Annotated in this window: 10 protein-coding genes; 5 read left to right on the top strand and 5 right to left on the bottom strand. The window is 37.9% G+C overall.

The annotated features are described in order from the left end of the window. Positions 1–63: 63 nt before the first annotated feature. From ACZ5L8_RS07935 to ACZ5L8_RS07955, 5 genes are all read right to left on the bottom strand, one after another. The gene (locus ACZ5L8_RS07935; protein WP_464440754.1) at positions 64–1,110 is read right to left on the bottom strand and encodes a thioredoxin fold domain-containing protein; all 1,047 of its coding nucleotides are present in this window, start codon (positions 1,108–1,110) and stop codon (positions 64–66) included. 65 nt (positions 1,111–1,175) lie between these two features. Beyond that, a complete protein-coding gene (locus tag ACZ5L8_RS07940) occupies positions 1,176–2,597 on the bottom strand; it encodes a RagB/SusD family nutrient uptake outer membrane protein (RefSeq protein WP_464440756.1) in 1,422 nt (473 codons plus the stop codon). Between the two features lie 10 nt (positions 2,598–2,607). Continuing rightward, complete coding sequence (locus tag ACZ5L8_RS07945; RefSeq protein WP_464440758.1) at positions 2,608–6,201, bottom strand: SusC/RagA family TonB-linked outer membrane protein; 3,594 nt, start codon at positions 6,199–6,201, stop codon at positions 2,608–2,610. Positions 6,202–6,374: 173 nt separating this feature from the next. Continuing rightward, on the bottom strand, positions 6,375–7,532 hold the full coding sequence (locus tag ACZ5L8_RS07950; RefSeq protein WP_464440760.1) for a FecR family protein: 1,158 nt from the start codon (positions 7,530–7,532) through the stop codon (positions 6,375–6,377). A gap of 187 nt (positions 7,533–7,719) precedes the next feature. Beyond that, positions 7,720–8,271 carry an RNA polymerase sigma-70 factor gene (locus tag ACZ5L8_RS07955; RefSeq protein ID WP_464440762.1) on the bottom strand — a complete coding sequence of 184 codons (552 nt, stop codon included), beginning with the start codon at positions 8,269–8,271 and terminating at the stop codon, positions 7,720–7,722. A 439-nt stretch (positions 8,272–8,710) separates the two neighbouring features. Between ACZ5L8_RS07955 and ACZ5L8_RS07960 the strand changes: the two genes are divergently transcribed. The 5 genes from ACZ5L8_RS07960 to ACZ5L8_RS07980 all read left to right on the top strand — a co-directional run bounded on the left by ACZ5L8_RS07960 (position 8,711) and on the right by ACZ5L8_RS07980 (position 17,251). Beyond that, positions 8,711–9,118 carry a hypothetical protein gene (locus ACZ5L8_RS07960; RefSeq protein ID WP_464440763.1) on the top strand — a complete coding sequence of 136 codons (408 nt, stop codon included), beginning with the start codon at positions 8,711–8,713 and terminating at the stop codon, positions 9,116–9,118. A gap of 140 nt (positions 9,119–9,258) precedes the next feature. Continuing rightward, the gene (locus tag ACZ5L8_RS07965) at positions 9,259–10,341 is read left to right on the top strand and encodes an efflux RND transporter periplasmic adaptor subunit (RefSeq protein WP_464440765.1); all 1,083 of its coding nucleotides are present in this window, start codon (positions 9,259–9,261) and stop codon (positions 10,339–10,341) included. A 23-nt stretch (positions 10,342–10,364) separates the two neighbouring features. Further along, on the top strand, positions 10,365–13,610 hold the full coding sequence (locus tag ACZ5L8_RS07970) for an efflux RND transporter permease subunit (RefSeq protein ID WP_464440766.1): 3,246 nt from the start codon (positions 10,365–10,367) through the stop codon (positions 13,608–13,610). Then, positions 13,600–15,042: a TolC family protein gene (locus tag ACZ5L8_RS07975; RefSeq protein WP_464440768.1), complete on the top strand. Its 1,443-nt coding sequence runs from the start codon at positions 13,600–13,602 to the stop codon at positions 15,040–15,042. The genes ACZ5L8_RS07970 and ACZ5L8_RS07975 overlap by 11 nt, the downstream gene beginning before the upstream one ends. A gap of 244 nt (positions 15,043–15,286) precedes the next feature. Then, a complete protein-coding gene (locus tag ACZ5L8_RS07980; RefSeq protein ID WP_464440770.1) occupies positions 15,287–17,251 on the top strand; it encodes a M1 family metallopeptidase in 1,965 nt (654 codons plus the stop codon). Positions 17,252–17,291 lie beyond the last annotated feature (40 nt).

Here is a 17,291-nt window from a genome sequence, read left to right on the forward strand (position 1 = left end):
CTAAATATGCGAGATCACGAAGACTGATCTCTCCACTCGTTAAACTGAATATTTACTTATAATCTATTTAACGCTACGTTCTATGTATCCTTTTACATCATCATTACTCACCATGGCGAGTAAATTTTGTTTTTCCTGATCTGTAAGAATTGTTTTAAGCCCCGGTAAAACCATATAAAGCATCATGTCTTTTTCATTATCAGTGAGCTTAGGCGTAGTTGCTTTTAACGTATTAAGAAACTCTTCTTTACCAGTATTTGTAAGCTTTAATTTTGCGCCAGATGTATAAACAGGAAGCGCTTTAGAATCTTTAATACCTAGAGAAGCTACGTGTTTTTTTATCTTATCAAGATCTGCCACGGTTGTTTCTGGAGCATAACCTTTTACGATCGTGCCAAAGTATTGCTCATATTTACTTCTTAAAATAGAATCTACTTTTGCTGCATCTGCAACTTTGCGAAACTGCGATCTATTTGCTTCAAAGAATTTTGCCTTTTCTGAGTCTAATGGTGCAAAAAACTCGTAAACAAAAAGCGCATCTTTACTTACCTTTTGCTCTGTACTTAATTCCTTGTAAAATGCATCAACCAGCGGCTGCGGATTCTCTGTATGCGTAGTGATCAAAGCCTGTATATATGCCGACTGTAATGCGACACTTCTATCGCCAGCATCGTATTTTTTCTTAAGAACTCCGTATGCCTTCTTAGGATCAAAAGAATTTTCTACTGCGGCAATAAACCTATCTGCATCCAGAATTCCTCCTGCGAATATATGTTGTAATTCGCCTGATCTATCAAGAACTACAAATGTGGGATACGCTTTGATTCCGTATTTTTTCGCAAGATCAACGCCTTCTTTTTCAGCGTTTACTATCATGCTTACAAACTTTGAGTCAAAGTATTCTCCCACTTTCGGTTGCGGAAAAATTTGCTTATCCATCATTTTACACGGTCCACACCAACTTGTGTAAAAGTCTATAAACACATACTTGTTTGTTTTTTTGGCTGTAGCCAAAACCTGATCAATATCCTCTTCTACAAACTCAACTCCTTGCGCAAAAGCAAAAGCTTGAGCAAAAAGGAAAGAAATTAAAAACAATGTCTTTTTCATCTTCATATTTTCTTAAAAACAGACCTTACTCAACATTGAAGCTTTTCGGGCCTGTTGCTCACGAATTAATCGTTGTTAATTAGATTAGGGTTTTGATCCATCACAGACTGCGGAAATCTTAAAACAAGGCGCTCTTTAGTAAGTTGAGTCTCGCTTTGTACAGAACCGTCTGTAGCATAGATCGTGTGTGTATAATTTGAAACCGGTGTAGGAATATCTGGATCTACCGTAAGTCTACGAATATCAAACCAGCGATAACCTAGCGCGGCAAACTCACGCAATCTCTCGTCAAAAATAAATTGGAGTAATGCCTCTCTGTTTGAAGCTATTGCTGCAGGAACTATGGCATTTTCTACCGGCATTCTATGTGCTCTAAAATCTTCTAGCACCTCAACAGCTCCAGCTAGATCATTGTTGCGACATTTTGCTTCTGCATCTAATAAATAGATCTCCTGAACACGCACACCAAATGCCGCCTGACCGCTACCCGTTTGTTTGCGGTAAACGCCTTCTACTGGATACGAACTACCATCACGCGCAGTTTGAGAATATTGATATTGTAAACGCAGGTCTGTATCTTCATAAAGATCCATCACCTCTGCTTTTACAACCAATTCACTATTATAATTCGCCCAGCTATTCGTGAATTGCTTTCCATAAAGATTTTCTGGATCAAGATCTACTCGCTGTGTACTGTAACCGTCATTATAATCTAGCAGTCTTACATCAATTCCTACGCTAGGTAGCGCCGCAAGCGCATCATCTAGAAGAGGTTCTGCTTCTTCAAATCTTCCCATAAATGTATACACTTTACCTAATAAGGCTTTACCAGCTGCTTGTGTAAAACGAAATCTACTTATAACCTGAGTAGGCAAGTTAGGGATGGCTTGAGTAAGATCGCTAACCATCAAGTCGTATACATCCTTTACAGAAGCACGCGTAAAATTTGATGCTACAAGATCTGCCTCAAGAACTATAGGAAATCCAAGATCTGTAGAGGAAGTTGCTTCATTATACGGCAAACCATAATAATTGATAAGCGTGAAATACACCCAAGCTCTTCCTACTAATGCTTCCGCTTGCAGCGAAAGCTTTTCTTGTTCAGAACCTTCAGTGGCATCGAGAACCTCGTTTATGATCTTGTTGTAGATATACAAGTTCTCCATTGTATTCTCAAGTTCTGCTGCATTTTCTTCATCTTCATACACTAATCCTTCCCATTTAAAAAGGCGCTGCGTTCTTAATGCTGAAGAACTTATAAAGGGTTCAAAAGCTACCATTTCGCTACTAAGCGGAACCTGAGCATTTGTATTTGTCATGTTGATCAAGTTCAGATTGTAGAACATCTTATCATAATCTACAGTCTTCTCTGCGATGAGTTTTCCCTTTGGGATAATCTCAAGGAATTCGCTAGAACAAGAACTAACGATCAGTATGCTGAGCATCAAGAAAAATGCTCTATACGTTTTTATATATAAAAGTTTCATAGTGCTTTTTTTAGAATTTTACATTTAGACCTAATGTCAGTTTTTGTCCTTGTCTCAGTGCTCTGCTTCCGCTGAAAAAGTGATACTCTGGATCAATACCATAATCATTATCTGCCCACAAAAGGATATTAGAAACCTGACCACGAATCGTAACATTATCAATTCCTGAAACTCCAAAAATTGTATTAGGAAGACGATAAACTAGATTGATGTCTCTGATCTTGATGAATGATCCACTGATGACGTTATCATCGCCGTAGACGTAATAGTCTGTGTTGCGCGTACCATCTGGAATTGCAGAATGTCTAGGGATGTTTGTTGTTAACTCATCTCCTGGCTGTTGCCAACGGTCTATAAACTCTTTGTGAATATTACCGCTCATGAAATTAAAAGTATTAGCATCCAGCCTTGTACCTGTGTAAAATGTGTTTACATCGCGGCGCATTACATGACCCAAGCTGTATACAGTATTTATATTAAGAGATAAGTTTTTATACTGAAAAGTATTTCCAAATCCACCATTCCATTTTGGTTGAGTCGTACCCATGAATTTGATATCTTCAGGAGTAGCTACATTAGGATCTGAAGTGATCGTACCATCTGCAAGACGTATTTGAGGATCTCCTTCTTCATCAAGACCTACATAATCGTAAGCAAATAGCCCAAAAGAAGCATAGCCCTCAACAAACTGTTCTCTTACCCTTACATCTCCAGAAGTCGTTTCTTCGGTAAGGTTTAGACTTGTAACCTTATTCTCATTATAAGCGACATTAAGAGTTGTTGTCCAAGAGAAATTTTTGCTTGCAATATTGCGGCTTTGTAAGCCCATCTCAAAACCATTGTTCTCAATATCCCCAAGGTTTCCTACTACACTACTATATCCCGTAAATGGATTAGTTGGGATTGTCCCTAAAAGATCTGAAGTCTTCCTATTATAATAATCAAGAGATCCAGATAGACGTCTCATGATAGAAAAATCTAAACCTAAGTTTTTTGTTGCTGTACGCTCCCAGCTTAACTTCCTGTTTCCAGGAGTTGAGATCCTTAAACCAGTCTCAGGAAAGAAGAAACTAGATACAGGTGATAAGATATCAAAAGATGCCGCAGTTCCTGGAGCTGGTGCATTACCAGCGATACCATAAGTTGCTCTTAAGGCAAGTGTATTTAACCAAGCTGTATTTTGAAGAAAAGATTCTTTGCCGATATTCCATTTTGCGCCGGCGCTCCATACGGGTTTGTTCTGTGCAGATTTATCTAAGCCAAAAAGGTTACTCTGATCATTTCTTACACTACCGTTTACTGAGTATTTTTGATCAAAAGTATAAGCTGCGTTCCCGTAATAAGATGTGAATCTTGTAGTGCTTTCGCTTCTGCCAAAATATCTTTGAGAAGTTAAACTACTTATCACTAAGCCATATTGAGGATAATTATATGTGATAGGCTTTACTACATTATCAACTCTTGCTAGATTGCCATAATCTACTTGCTCATAGCTTTGTAATCTATCGTCATAACCTCTAACTTCATTCAGTTTTGTAACACTTATCTGCTCTTGCGCTTCCTGACCTATGATCAAATTAAGCTGATGTTTTCGGTTATTCCAGTCTTTGGCGTAAGCCAATTGATTTCTTACAGTATAGGCTTCTACACTGGTATTTCTTGTGGTGTATTTACCGCCAGTAGATGGTAAGAAATATTGCGGTGCCGCACCCGGCGTAGGTACTACAGTGAACTCGACTAACTCTGTTCTTTCGCCAATGGCTTTGTGATCTACATAATCCTCATTATCTACAGCGTTCACCGTGTAACCATATTTTCCTTGAAAGGTCAAGCCATCAAACAATTCAACATTTACTCCTAGAATATTTCTGATAGATTTAGTCTTACGTGTAGAATATGCGTAGTCAATCTCGTCAAGCGGAGAATACGACAGATCAACTAAACTTGCGTCTTCCATCACACGACGAATAGAATCATTAAGTTCTGTCATGTGATTAAGCTCTAAGTTGTTACCGTTACTGTCTCTAAAAAGTTGATAGGGAAGAAAACGACTGTTTGCATTTATGTTGTTAGGACTAAATTGATCCTGATACGTTAAGTCTGTAATAAGATCAAAATTAAAGCGCTTACCAACTTCAAAATTTTGTCTCAAGTTTAATTTGTACCTATTGTTCTTCTCGCCAGGACGATTACTTTGTGTACCCGTGTAATTTCCTGATCCATAAAAAGTATATCCCTTCTTACCTGCAGATACAGCTAGCGTATGTGTAGTAAGAATTGATGGACGATACCAAAGATCATTTATCTGACTTCTATTATCTATGGCTCCTAAGCTATCCAGTTGTCTTCTTGCGGTTGCATCACTAATAACTCCACGATAACGATCATAAAGAATTCTCTCATGTGGAGGAATTCCATTACCACTAGTGGTATAACCCGTTGCCGTATTGTAGCTCACGCGTTCTGGGTCAAAAATATCTTCGGCTACCTGAATGAATTCTCTACTATTTAAAGTATTTAAATATCCTTGATCAGGTCTGCCCTCCATAGTGATGAAAGTATCATAGTTAAACTCAACTTCTCCTGTTGAAGAACCTTTTTTAGTATTGATCACGATCACACCATTTGCTGCACGCGCTCCCCATATAGAAGCTGCTGTTGCGTCTTTAAGAACAGTAATATCTCTAATATCCTGTGGGTTAATATTCAATAATCCAGGTATTGAATTTGCGCTTGCAGTTCTAGGCTCAATATCTGCAATAGGAATACCATCTACCACAATAAGCGGACTGGTTTGCAAGAACTGCATTGTAGATAAACCTCTTACTAGAACCGGGTTAAATATCTCTGCTCCCGGACTTCTATTTACCGTAAGACCAGGAACCAAACCATCCAAACGCTCTGCAACATTCATGCTACTGCTACGGTTTTGAAAAACCTCCATATCTGGTTTTGAATAAGAACCTGCGCTTCTCTCTTTAGAAATGGTTTGATATCCGGTTGACACCAAAACAACTTCTTCTAAAGCGCTTACATCTTCCTTAAGCGTAACAATTAGATTTTTTGCATTCTCTGTTGAGATAACAACCTCATTATCCAGAAAACCTACATAACTAAAAACAAGACTAGAACCCACCGCTACATTAGAGAGTTTAAACTCACCTTCTAGTGAAGTTGCCGTTGCTCTTTGAGAATCTTTGATCTTAACTGTTGCTCCACCCAGAGGTACGCCTAGTGAATCTCGCACTACGCCCGTAACTTCAATAAGTTGTTGTACTGCTGGTGGTAAATTTTGAGTTGGTTTCTTTTTTACAATTACGATATTGTTCTCAAAAAAATAAGAATATCCCAGGGGATCAAGGCCTCTATTAAGCAAGTCTGAAGTTTTTACCACTCCGCTTTTTACATCCAGAGATGGTGTTTTAATAACCTCATCAGAGCGATACACAAACATATAGTCTGTTTGAGTTTTGATCAGATCAAAAACCTCTTCTAGAGATAGTGTTTGATCATTTTCAATTGTAATAGGGGCATCCTGAGAAAATCCAGTGTTTGGGCTAAATGCAAATGCTGTCGCACATAGCAAGAATATAAATGTTCTCATGATGAATTTGTGTATACCATGACTTATAAAGCCATGATAAAGAGTCAAATTAATTTTCATAAATTTGTGGAAGGATTATTTAAACATTAAGTTGATTTAAGTAATTAATTTTAATAAGGAATTTCAGTTTGTTGCTGTGGAAGGTGCTAACTTTAATTCCTTTTTTTGTGCCTTTATTTTATCATAATTCTCTTGTTGTTTATCTCAAACTGAACCTCTCCAGTTTTTTCTAGATTATTTAATAGTTTAGCTATGTGATCTTCTCTTTGCAGAGTACCAGAGAAGGTATATTGTTTCTTGTCTTCGTTTTCAAAAGCAACTTCTACATCATACCAGCGCGCTAGTTGAATCATCATATCTTCCAGCGTCTCATCATTAAACATAAAGAGCCCATCTTTCCATGCAGTTGCGCCAGCAACATCGGCCTCATAAATATCAAATCGTGAAGTGTTTATCGTATTTTTTGCCTGTTGTCCGGGTTTCAGGATTTCTTTGGCCGCAGCCTTACTCAAAGCTACGCTACCGTTTACCAGCGTGGTGTAAATCGTACTCTCGTTTTTATAAGCGCTGATGTTAAATGCGGTTCCTAAAACCTCTATTTGCTGTTCTTTTTGTTTTACAACGAAAGAATCTCCGCCGTGATCTGTACTGTGCGAAACCTCAAAGTACGCCTCACCATAAACCAGTTCGACCTCACGCGATCGCCCAGCAATGAATTGCACAGGAAACTTAAGTTGCGTCTCAGAATTCAACCAAACCTTCGTCCCGTCTGAAAGTTCTACAAAGAATTTACCGCCACGCGGAATAGTGAGGTAATTATATCGCAAGGTCTCAGAAGTTTTGCCTTTGCTATACGCCAGTTTATTGTTTTGCAAACTCGCATCATCAGAAGTGTAAACCGTTTCTTCGGCAAGCTCGATTTGTTCTCCATTATCAAGACTTAAGATCGCCTTATCTGAGCCTGCGACAATTTCTTGCTGAATTTCTACAGTATTATCTGCATTTTTAAACAATGGCGTTTTATAGAAAACACCAATTCCCACACCTATTAAAACAACAGCGGCAGCGGCATATCTCCAGAAGTGAATTTTTCTAACCTTAGTTACTGTGATCTTCTCTTCTAGCTTTTTCCAATCTGCTTCTGTGTCGATGGCTTTAAGATCTGCCTCACGCTTTTCCCAGTAAGAAGTGTCGTTAAGACTTTTCACGATATCCCTTTCATCCTTTTTACTCAAAGAAGATGGCGTATCTAGGTTATCAGTATTGCTTCCCTTTAAAATCGCTTTAGAGAGTTTCTTGCAATACTCAATAATGTCCTTAAAGTCTGTCATAGAAAATCTGGTTTCTATTCTTATGACGACAGAATTCTAAAACAGGGTTAAAAAAAAGTTATCTTTTTTCAAAAAACTATAATTTAATCTTAAGGATTCGGTTGAACGCCTCAATATAAATTGGAATTAAGAAGTTTTTTATGCGATAAAAGTAGTTTTGGCTTTAAGCCAAAAAAAGAAAAATAAGCTAGTTGCAGCCCAAGATAATCGCCAGTAGTAGATGATAATGCTCCTTTAATAAAGGACGCATTTTATTGTAAGCGATCTTCTTTTGTGTTTTTACTGTATTGATCGAAAGTGAAAGTGTATCTGCGATTTCTTGATTAGAATAATTGTTGAGACTTAGCTTAATGATCTGCGAACACTTATAAGGAAGGCTGCTCATGGCTTTCTCGATAATAGCACTAGTCTCAATACGAACGACTTCTTTGTAGAAAAAGGCGTCAGTCTCCATAAGTTCAAGATGCTCAACCTCTGTATGAGTATCTATCACACGCACGTGTTTAGATTTCAACACATCAAGAGACTTATTTTTTACCGCTTTGTATAGATACGCCTTTGCTTTATTATCATCTGTAAAAGCGATTTTCTTTTCCCAGATCTTTATAAAAACCTCTTGCACCGCGTCTTTAGAAAGTTGCAAGTCGCCCAAATAACTTTTGGCAAATAGACATAATGAAGGGTACAAAGTCTTGTAAACCTTTTTAAACTCATTAATATCTAACTCCTGATTAATCAAGAAAAATTGCTTAAAATTTTGCTAAATATATAATCTTTAGCAGACATTAATTTAATGGTATATCTTTTTTATCATTTTGTGATTAATCAAAGTTCTAATTGCTTTAATGGCATTTATAAGTTTTAAATTTTTAGAATTATCAATAACTCTAGTTTACCAATAGATTTACAAAACTTCAAGAATGCGTTTAAAAATTTAGCATAAATTATATAGTCATTATCTGTTATATTAAGTGTGACATGACCAGTAAAGTTTTCATAAATCTTGCTTATTAACATTAAAATATCTTAAGCAATAACAATCAATAAGTTGACTTCAATTTAATTATTAACTACAAGGTTTTAGCACTGTTTATAAGGGCTAAGAAGGCAAATCCTAATTTTAATTTAACATTTTATTTTTGTTAAAATAAAGATTGCAAAATAGCTTTGCCTCCTAAATGAAAACTGCATTTAAGAAATATTTTATCTGTGTAGTACTCTTCCTGATAGGAGGACTGGTACAGCTACATGCTAATGATAATATTTCTCATAATGTAACTTCACTGGAGCAAGAAATTCAAACATCTTGCTCTCAATCTCAATTTGAACTTCATCCTTATACAGGAGCTTTTTACAAAAAACTTGGCCTTAGCGATCTTACAGAGAGCGAAGAACAAGAAGAAGTTTCAGAAGACGGTAATTCACGACACACATCAGATAATGGCAGTATTTTAACTGCCTTTTTTTATGTTTTTGCTTGGCAATCTACACATGACAACACAAATGTCTCGCTAGCAAATCATAAAACTACACCGCATATCTCTCACTGTAAGAGATATATACAATTTGAAGTTTTTAGAATTTGATATTCTATTCTTTTTTGTCTTAGCCTCACAGAGTTAAGACACTTCTATTTTTAAATACTTCAATAAAACAAAAGACCACAAATAACTACATGTGGTCAACAAACAATTATCGTTAAATCAAAATTTTAATTCATTTAATTATGAGGAAAATCCCCATTTTCATTGGGCTCCTGGCTATGATGTGTGCCATAGGATGCGACTCTCACAAAGAAGTAAAACTTGAAGAAGTCACCTATCATGTTACAACCCCTATTAAGCAAGACACGACAATCACAAAAGAATATGTTTGTCAAATTCATTCCATACGCCACATAGAACTTAGAGCGATGGAAAAAGGATATCTGGAGCGCATCTCTGTAGATGAAGGTCAACATGTTAAGAAAGGCCAGCAGATGTTTCAGATCATGCCTAATGTTTATCAGGCAGAATTACAAAAAGCAAAAGCCGAAGGTCTAGCTGCAGAAATAGAATATCAAAACACAAAAATGCTTGCAGATAGCAGCATTGTGTCTCCTAATGAGTTGGCTATGGCCAAAGCGGAATACGCAAAAGCTCAAGCAGAAGTGCAACTGGCACAGACGCATCTAGGGTTTACTTCTGTAAAAGCTCCCTTTGATGGAATCATGGACCATCTAGAAGTGAGAGAAGGAAGTTTACTAGATGAAGGTGAGCTACTCACAAGATTATCTGACAACAGCAAAATGTGGGTTTACTTCAATGTCCCAGAAGCTGAATATCTAGACTACATTACCAGTAGCGCAAAAGATGAAAAACAACATGTAAATCTTCTAATGGCAAACAATCGTGAATTTAATCAAGAAGGGATTGTAGAAACCATAGAAGGAGAGTTTGACAATACTACTGGTAACATTGCCTTTAGAGCAACATTTCCTAACCCCGAAGGAATTTTGCGTCACGGCGAAACCGGAAATATCTTAATGAAGATCCCCTTTAAAGATGCCTTAATCATCCCTCAAAAAGCAACTTTCGAAGTTCTTGACAAACGCTATGTTTTTGTTGTAGATAATGAAAATGTAATACATCAAAAAGAGATAAAAGTAGCGGCAGAGTTACCTAATCTTTTCCTTGTTCAAGACGGTCTTGACACAAATGACAAGATCCTACTTGATGGAATAAGAATGGTTAGAGACAATGAAGAAATTAAGTATGAAGTAGACAAGCCACAAGAAGTTATGGCTGGCCTAGACATTTATACTGAATAACAACCCTATAATCATTCTTAACAATGTTTAAAAAGTTTATTCATAGACCGGTACTTGCTATCGTGATCTCTGTGATCATTGTATTCACAGGGCTTCTCGCGATCAAGCAATTACCGATATCGCAATTTCCACAAATTGCACCAACCACGGTAAACATATTTATTGCTTATCCTGGTTCAAGTGCAGACGTGTTAGTAAAATCAACGCTTATTCCTTTAGAGACCGCAATTAACGGAGTTCAAGGAATGCGCTATATAGCTTCTGATGCAACATCTGCTGGTGAAGGAACCGTACGTATCATTTTTGATCCCGGTACAGACCCTAACGATGCCGTCGTCCGGGTGAAAACCAGGGTTGACCAGGTGATGCCTTTGTTACCAGATCTGGTACAACGTGAAGGGGTTATCATCACTCCCGTTCAACCTAGTATGTTGATGTATGTCAACCTCTTTAGTAAAGAAAAGCATACTGATGAGAAATTTCTTTACAATTATGCTTACACGCGTATCATTCCAGAGATACAGCGTATTAACGGTATAGCAAGTGCTAAAATATTAGGTAGCCGCAAATTCGCTATGCGTGTTTGGCTTAAGCCAGATAGAATGCGTGCTTATAATATTTCAGCAGAAGAAGTTCTGGAAGCAATGGAAGACCAGAGTATTCTGGCAAGGCCTGGTAGGATAGGTCGTAGTTCGGGTAAGAAATCCCAATCTTTAGAATATGTATTGACCTATCAAGATCGATACAGTGAGCCACAACAATATAAGGATGTAATCCTTCGGGCGAATTCTGATGGAGAAATGATCACTTTAGGTGATGTTGCTGATGTAGAATTAGGAAGTGAATTCTTTGATATTTATTCTAACCTTGATGGTAAACCATCTGCTTCTATCGTTTTAAAACAAACTTTTGGTAGTAACGGTAGTGAAGTAATAGATGCGGTTAAAGAGAAACTTAAGGAACTTAAAGCAGATCTACCTCCGGGAGTGGATTACAAAATTAGTTATGACGTTTCTAATTTCTTAGATGCTTCTATTGAGCAAGTGATACACACGCTTAGAGATGCATTTATTCTGGTGGCAATTGTAGTATTCTTATTCTTAGGAGACTGGCGTTCTACTTTGATACCAATTATTGCAGTACCGGTTTCTTTGATCGGAGCATTCTTTATCATGCAAATGTTTGGCTTATCAATTAACTTGATAACCTTGTTTGCTCTGGTGTTAGCGATTGGTATTGTGGTCGATGATGCCATCGTGGTGGTAGAAGCCGTCCATATTAAGATGGAAGAAGAGCATCTATCACCGTATAAAGCAGCAAGTGCCGTACTAGGAGAAATAGGTGGAGCTATTATAGCGATAACACTGGTTATGGTTTCGGTGTTTATTCCTATTTCCTTTATGTCTGGACCTGTAGGGGTATTCTACCGTCAGTTCTCGATCACAATGGCTGGTTCTATTATTATTTCGGCTATCGTTGCATTGACGTTGACCCCTGTTCTTTGTGCTATGATCTTGAAAAACAATCATGGTAAACCAAGAAAGAAATCTATCATGAACCGTTTTATTGACGGCTTCAATAATAGATTTGAACGTCTTACAGGTCGCTATGTAGGATTCCTTAAGCACTTAGTTCACCGTCGTGTTTTAACCTTTGGTATTTTGATAGCGTTCTGTTTTGCAACAGGATTAGTAAATAAAGTATTGCCATCAGGATTTATCCCTAGTGAAGATCAAGGGATGATCTATGCGATTATTCAAACTCCTCCTGGTGCGACTTTAGAGCGCACAAATGATGTAGCAAGAAAACTTCAAGCGCTTTGCGAGGAAATTGAAGGCGTAGAATCTGTTTCTTCTCTGGCTGGTTATGAGATCATGACAGAGGGTCGTGGATCTAATGCCGGTACATGTTTGATCAATTTAAAACCGTGGTCAGAACGTGAACATTCAGTTCATGAGATCATGGAAGAGCTAGAAGAAGAATCTAAAAACCTTGGTGCTGTAATTGAATACTTTGAACCGCCTGCGGTTCCTGGTTTTGGTTCTTCTGGTGGTTTCTCATTGAGATTACTAGACAAAACCAATAGTACAGATTATCATGAGTTTGAGAGAATCAACAACAAATTCCTTGAAGAATTAGGCAAGCGTGAAGAATTGAGCGGTTTGTTTACCTTCTTCGCTGCAAATTATCCTCAGTATGAACTAAAGATCAATAATAAAGCAGCGATGCAAAAAGGTGTTTCTATTGGTAAAGCCATGGAAAACCTGAATATTTTGATCGGTAGTACGTATGAGCAAGGGTTTATCAAGTTTGGTCGATTCTTTAAAGTATATACTCAAGCCGCTCCAGAATATAGAAGTCTCCCTACTGATCTAGAAGAACTTTATGTAAAAAATGAGGAAGGTGAAATGGTGCCATACTCCTCGTTTATGACCATGGAGAAAAAACTAGGTCCTAACGAGATCACGAGATACAACCTATACAATTCTGCGGCGATAAGAGGTTTACCTGCTAAAGGTTTTACCAGTGCAGATGCAATTAATGCTATAAAAGAAGTAGCACAAGAAACTTTGCCTAGAGGTTATGATATCGCTTGGGAAGGTTTGTCTTACGACGAAGCAGGTCGCGGTAATGATGCTATCTATGTATTCTTAGTAGTATTAGTATTCGTGTATTTTGTTCTCGCGGCTCAATATGAAAGTTTCTTACTACCATTTGCGGTATTGCTTTCATTGCCTGTTGGTATTTTCGGGTCGTTCTTGATCTTAAAACTCATGGGACTTTCTAATGACGTTTACGCACAGATCGGTATAATCATGCTGGTAGGATTACTGAGCAAGAATGCTGTATTGATAGTAGAATTCGCGGTACAGCGACATAGACAAGGTGCTACTGTACTAGATGCTGCTATTGAAGGTGCTAAGATGCGTTTTAGACCTATTTTGATGACATCATTTGCATTTATCGCTGGTTTGATACCGCTTGTTATCGCATCAGGTGCGGGAGCAATTGGTAACCGTACCATTGGTGGATCTGCGCTGGGCGGTATGCTTATAGGAACCATTTTTGGGGTAATTATCATACCAGGTCTGTACTACATCTTTGGTAAAATGGCCGAAGGTCGCAGTTTGATAAAAGATCATCATCATGAACCTATTTCTGAAGAGTTCATTAGAAATAGCGAAAGCGAGAGTTCAGTTAAAACTCAGCTTCGCAAAATGAACAAACAGATCAAGAAATTGCTAAAAAGAAATAAGGATGAAGAATAGAATCATAAAATTAGGGATGATCGCAGCTGTAACAACACTTTTGTTATACAGCTGTGCTCCTACCCTTGATATAAAAGAAGAGAATACTTCGCTTCCAGATAGTTTTAGTTATGCGGCACAAATGGCTGATGACACCACAAATGTGGCAAAACTACAATGGAAGGAATTTTTCTCAGACCCTTACCTATCAACGCTTATAGATTCTGCTCTTGTAAATAATCAAGAGTTGAATATCATGATGCAACAAGTAAATATCGTGCAAAATGAGATAGGCGTTAGACAAGGTGAATATCTACCTTTTGTAGGGCTTAAGGCTGGCGCCGAAGTTGAAAAAGTAGGTCGTTACACAAGTCAAGGTGCAAATGATGCAACTACAGATATTAGACCTGGCGAGGAGTTTCCTGAACCACTTGCTAATTATACTGTAGGCGCTTTTGCTTCATGGGAAATAGACATCTGGAAGAAACTTAGAAACTCTAAGAAAGCTGCCGTGATGGAATATCTTTCTTCTGTTGAAGGAAAGAATTTCATGGTAACTAATCTTATTTCTGAGATCGCAGAATCTTATTATGAGCTCATCGCTCTTGACAACAAGCTAGCGATCATTGAGCAAAACTTAGAGATCCAGAACAATGCGCTTAAGATCGTAAGATTGCAAAAAACCGCCGCTCGTGCAACAGAACTAGGTGTTCGCAGGTTTGAGGCAGAGGTTTTAAAGAACCGCAGTGAACTTTTCGCTGTAAAGCAAGAGATCGTAGAAGCAGAGAATAGAATAAATTTTCTACTGGGTAGAACGCCGCAACATGTAGCAAGAGATTCTGATAATTTTATAGGTCGTGATCTTAATGCGGTTTATGCTGGTGTGCCATCGCAGTTGCTTAAAAATCGTCCAGACATTCGTCAAGCAGAATATGAGTTGGCTGCAGCCAAATTAGATATCAAAGCTGCGCGTGCGAACTTCTATCCTTCGTTAGAGATCAACGCAGGTGTAGGCCTTGAAGCGTTTAAAACTAAGTTCTTGACCTCAACTCCAGAGTCTTTATTATACTCCGTAGTAGGTGATATTGTTGCTCCGCTGATTAACAGAGCGGCAATTAAAGCTGAGTATAAAAACGCTAATGCGAAACAGATCCAGGCAGTTTATGATTATGAGAAAGCAATTCTTAATGCCTACATAGAGGTAGTTAACGAGTTGTCTAATATTGATAATCTTAAAAAGAGCTATGACCTCAAGGAAGATCAGGTTGAAGCACTGACCGAATCTATTAATATCACTAATAAACTCTTTCAATCAGCCCGTGCAGATTATATGGAGGTTCTTCTTACTCAGAGGGATGCCCTAGAATCTAGAATGGATCTTGTTGAAACAAAAAAAGACCAGCTTCTTGCTCGCGTAAACATGTATCGTGAGCTAGGTGGAGGCTGGAATTAATTGTTGTTTTTGATTTTGTTTTATTTTAGTTAAGGTGACGGCTCAAAACAAAGCGTTTTGAGCCGTTTTTGTTAGAAAAAGTCTATGATTTGCGTTACTTTTAAGCCTTGATCAAAATTCCAAAGGATTTTACATTTTAAAACATATCGTATTACTAAAAGGATTTACTTTTCTTAAAATTGCGAATAAATGACGCTTTTGATCAAATCTCAAGAGAATATTCATTAACAATCAAATCTCATAAATGAAATCAACTATGTTTAACCAAAGAAAAAACCACGCTTTTTTCTTTCTATTTTTTATTACCGGTGCGCTAAGCTTTATGGCGCACGCACAATACGAGAGCAATCAAGATAAATTCGGTGAATTTATGGATCGCTCAGGTAACCGTTACCGTTCAGCTTCAGGTGTTCCAGGACCAGATTACTGGCAAAATGAGGTAGACTATAAAATTAAAGCTACACTAGATGATGAGGCGCATACCCTTACGGGGAAAGTAACGCTTACCTATACAAACAACAGCCCAGACGAGTTGCCTTTTATTTGGCTACAGCTAGAACAAAACAGATTTACTGAAAATTCTAGAGGAACACTTACTACGCCTTTGAGCGGTAACCGTTATAACGGAGATATAGATGGCGGTTATGACATCTCAAATCTTGAAGCAAAAACTGGTAGAAGCACTTCTACTAAGCATATCATAAACGATACGCGTATGCAAGTTTGGTTTGCTGAGCCTATTAAAGCAGAAGGTGGTAAAGCTACCGTATCAATGAACTTCACCTATAAAATTCCTGTAAAAGGGATGGACAGAATGGGAAGACTTGCTGTTGAAGATGGTACAATTTACGCAATGGCACAATGGTATCCTCGTGCAGCTGTATACGATGATATTGAAGGATGGAACATCGAGCCTTACTTAGGTGCTGGTGAATTCTACCTTGATTATGGTGATTTTGATTATGAGATCACTGCTCCTTTTGATCACATCGTTGTGGGATCTGGTGAGTTAGTTAACCCTAAAGAAGTAATGTCGTCTACCATGCGCGAGCGTATGGATAAAGCTAAAAATAGCGACGAGACTGTGTATATCGTTAAGCCAGAAGAAGTGAATGATGCTTCTATTCGCGCTAAGCAAAGTGGTACTTTAACATGGCACTTCACCATGGAAAATACAAGAGACGTTGCCTTTGCTTCATCTAAAACCTTTATCTGGGATGCTGCAAAAGTTAATTTGCCTAGTGGCAAAAAGATCTACGCGCAGTCTGTGTACCCTAAAGAAAGTGATGGTCAGGGCGCATGGAGCCGCTCTACAGAATACTCAAAAAATTCTATTGAAAACTACTCAAAACTGTATTTTGAATTTCCTTACCCTGTTGCAACAAACGTAGCTGCAGAGATAGGCGGAATGGAATATCCTGGTCTTAACTTCTGTCACTACAGAAGTACAGGTGCTGGACTTTGGGGAGTTACAGATCATGAATTTGGTCATAACTGGTTCCCGATGATCGTGGGTTCTAACGAGAGAAGATACCCATGGATGGATGAAGGATTTAACTCTTTTATCAATTTCTACAGTTCAGAAGAATTTGGTGAATATCCTGACGGATTGGATAAAACAAGAAATGTAACAGGATGGCTTAGAGGTGATACTCGCGAGGGTATTGACACGTATCCAGATGTTGTAAATATCAGCAACCTGGGGATGACAGCATACCGCAAGCCAGCGCTAGGACTTTTTATGCTTAGAGAATATATCTTAGGTCATGAGAGATTTGACAATGCATTTAAATCTTACATCAAAACTTGGGCATATAAACATCCACAGCCAGCAGATTTCTTTAACCATATGGAAAATGTTGCAGGAGAAAACCTTTCGTGGTTCTTCGGGAGCTGGTTTTATGGTAATGGTAATATAGATCTTGCTATTGATAGCGTAAGAGGTAATAGAAATGGTGAAGGTTTTATCGTTTCTATCTCAAACGACGGTGAGGTGCCAATGCCTGTAAAAATGAAGATCACTTACGAAGATGGTTCTACAGAAAATGTAGATCTACCAGTTGAGATATGGCAGCGTGGTAAAACTTGGAGCCACATGGTAAACACTGATAAGAAACCTACCAGCGTAGAACTTGATCCTAACAAGATCTTACCAGATGTAAACTACTCTAATGATAGCTGGCCAAGTACCAACTTTTATCAAGACTAAGAATTAAAATCAATTCAATAAAAAAACCTTCAGCTAGCGC

This window comes from Leeuwenhoekiella obamensis, assembly GCF_055391795.1.

What these genes read in the sequence shown, in the direction of transcription:
- ACZ5L8_RS07935 (WP_464440754.1), bottom strand. Translation starts at nt 1,110, where the DNA reads ATGAAAAAGACATTGTTTTTAATTTCTTTCCTTTTTGCTCAAGCTTTT.
- ACZ5L8_RS07940 (WP_464440756.1), bottom strand. Translation starts at nt 2,597, where the DNA reads ATGAAACTTTTATATATAAAAACGTATAGAGCATTTTTCTTGATGCTC.
- ACZ5L8_RS07945 (WP_464440758.1), bottom strand. Translation starts at nt 6,201, where the DNA reads ATGAGAACATTTATATTCTTGCTATGTGCGACAGCATTTGCATTTAGC.
- ACZ5L8_RS07950 (WP_464440760.1), bottom strand. Translation starts at nt 7,532, where the DNA reads ATGACAGACTTTAAGGACATTATTGAGTATTGCAAGAAACTCTCTAAA.
- ACZ5L8_RS07960 (WP_464440763.1), top strand. Translation starts at nt 8,711, where the DNA reads ATGAAAACTGCATTTAAGAAATATTTTATCTGTGTAGTACTCTTCCTG.
- ACZ5L8_RS07965 (WP_464440765.1), top strand. Translation starts at nt 9,259, where the DNA reads ATGAGGAAAATCCCCATTTTCATTGGGCTCCTGGCTATGATGTGTGCC.
- ACZ5L8_RS07970 (WP_464440766.1), top strand. Translation starts at nt 10,365, where the DNA reads ATGTTTAAAAAGTTTATTCATAGACCGGTACTTGCTATCGTGATCTCT.
- ACZ5L8_RS07975 (WP_464440768.1), top strand. Translation starts at nt 13,600, where the DNA reads ATGAAGAATAGAATCATAAAATTAGGGATGATCGCAGCTGTAACAACA.
- ACZ5L8_RS07980 (WP_464440770.1), top strand. Translation starts at nt 15,287, where the DNA reads ATGAAATCAACTATGTTTAACCAAAGAAAAAACCACGCTTTTTTCTTT.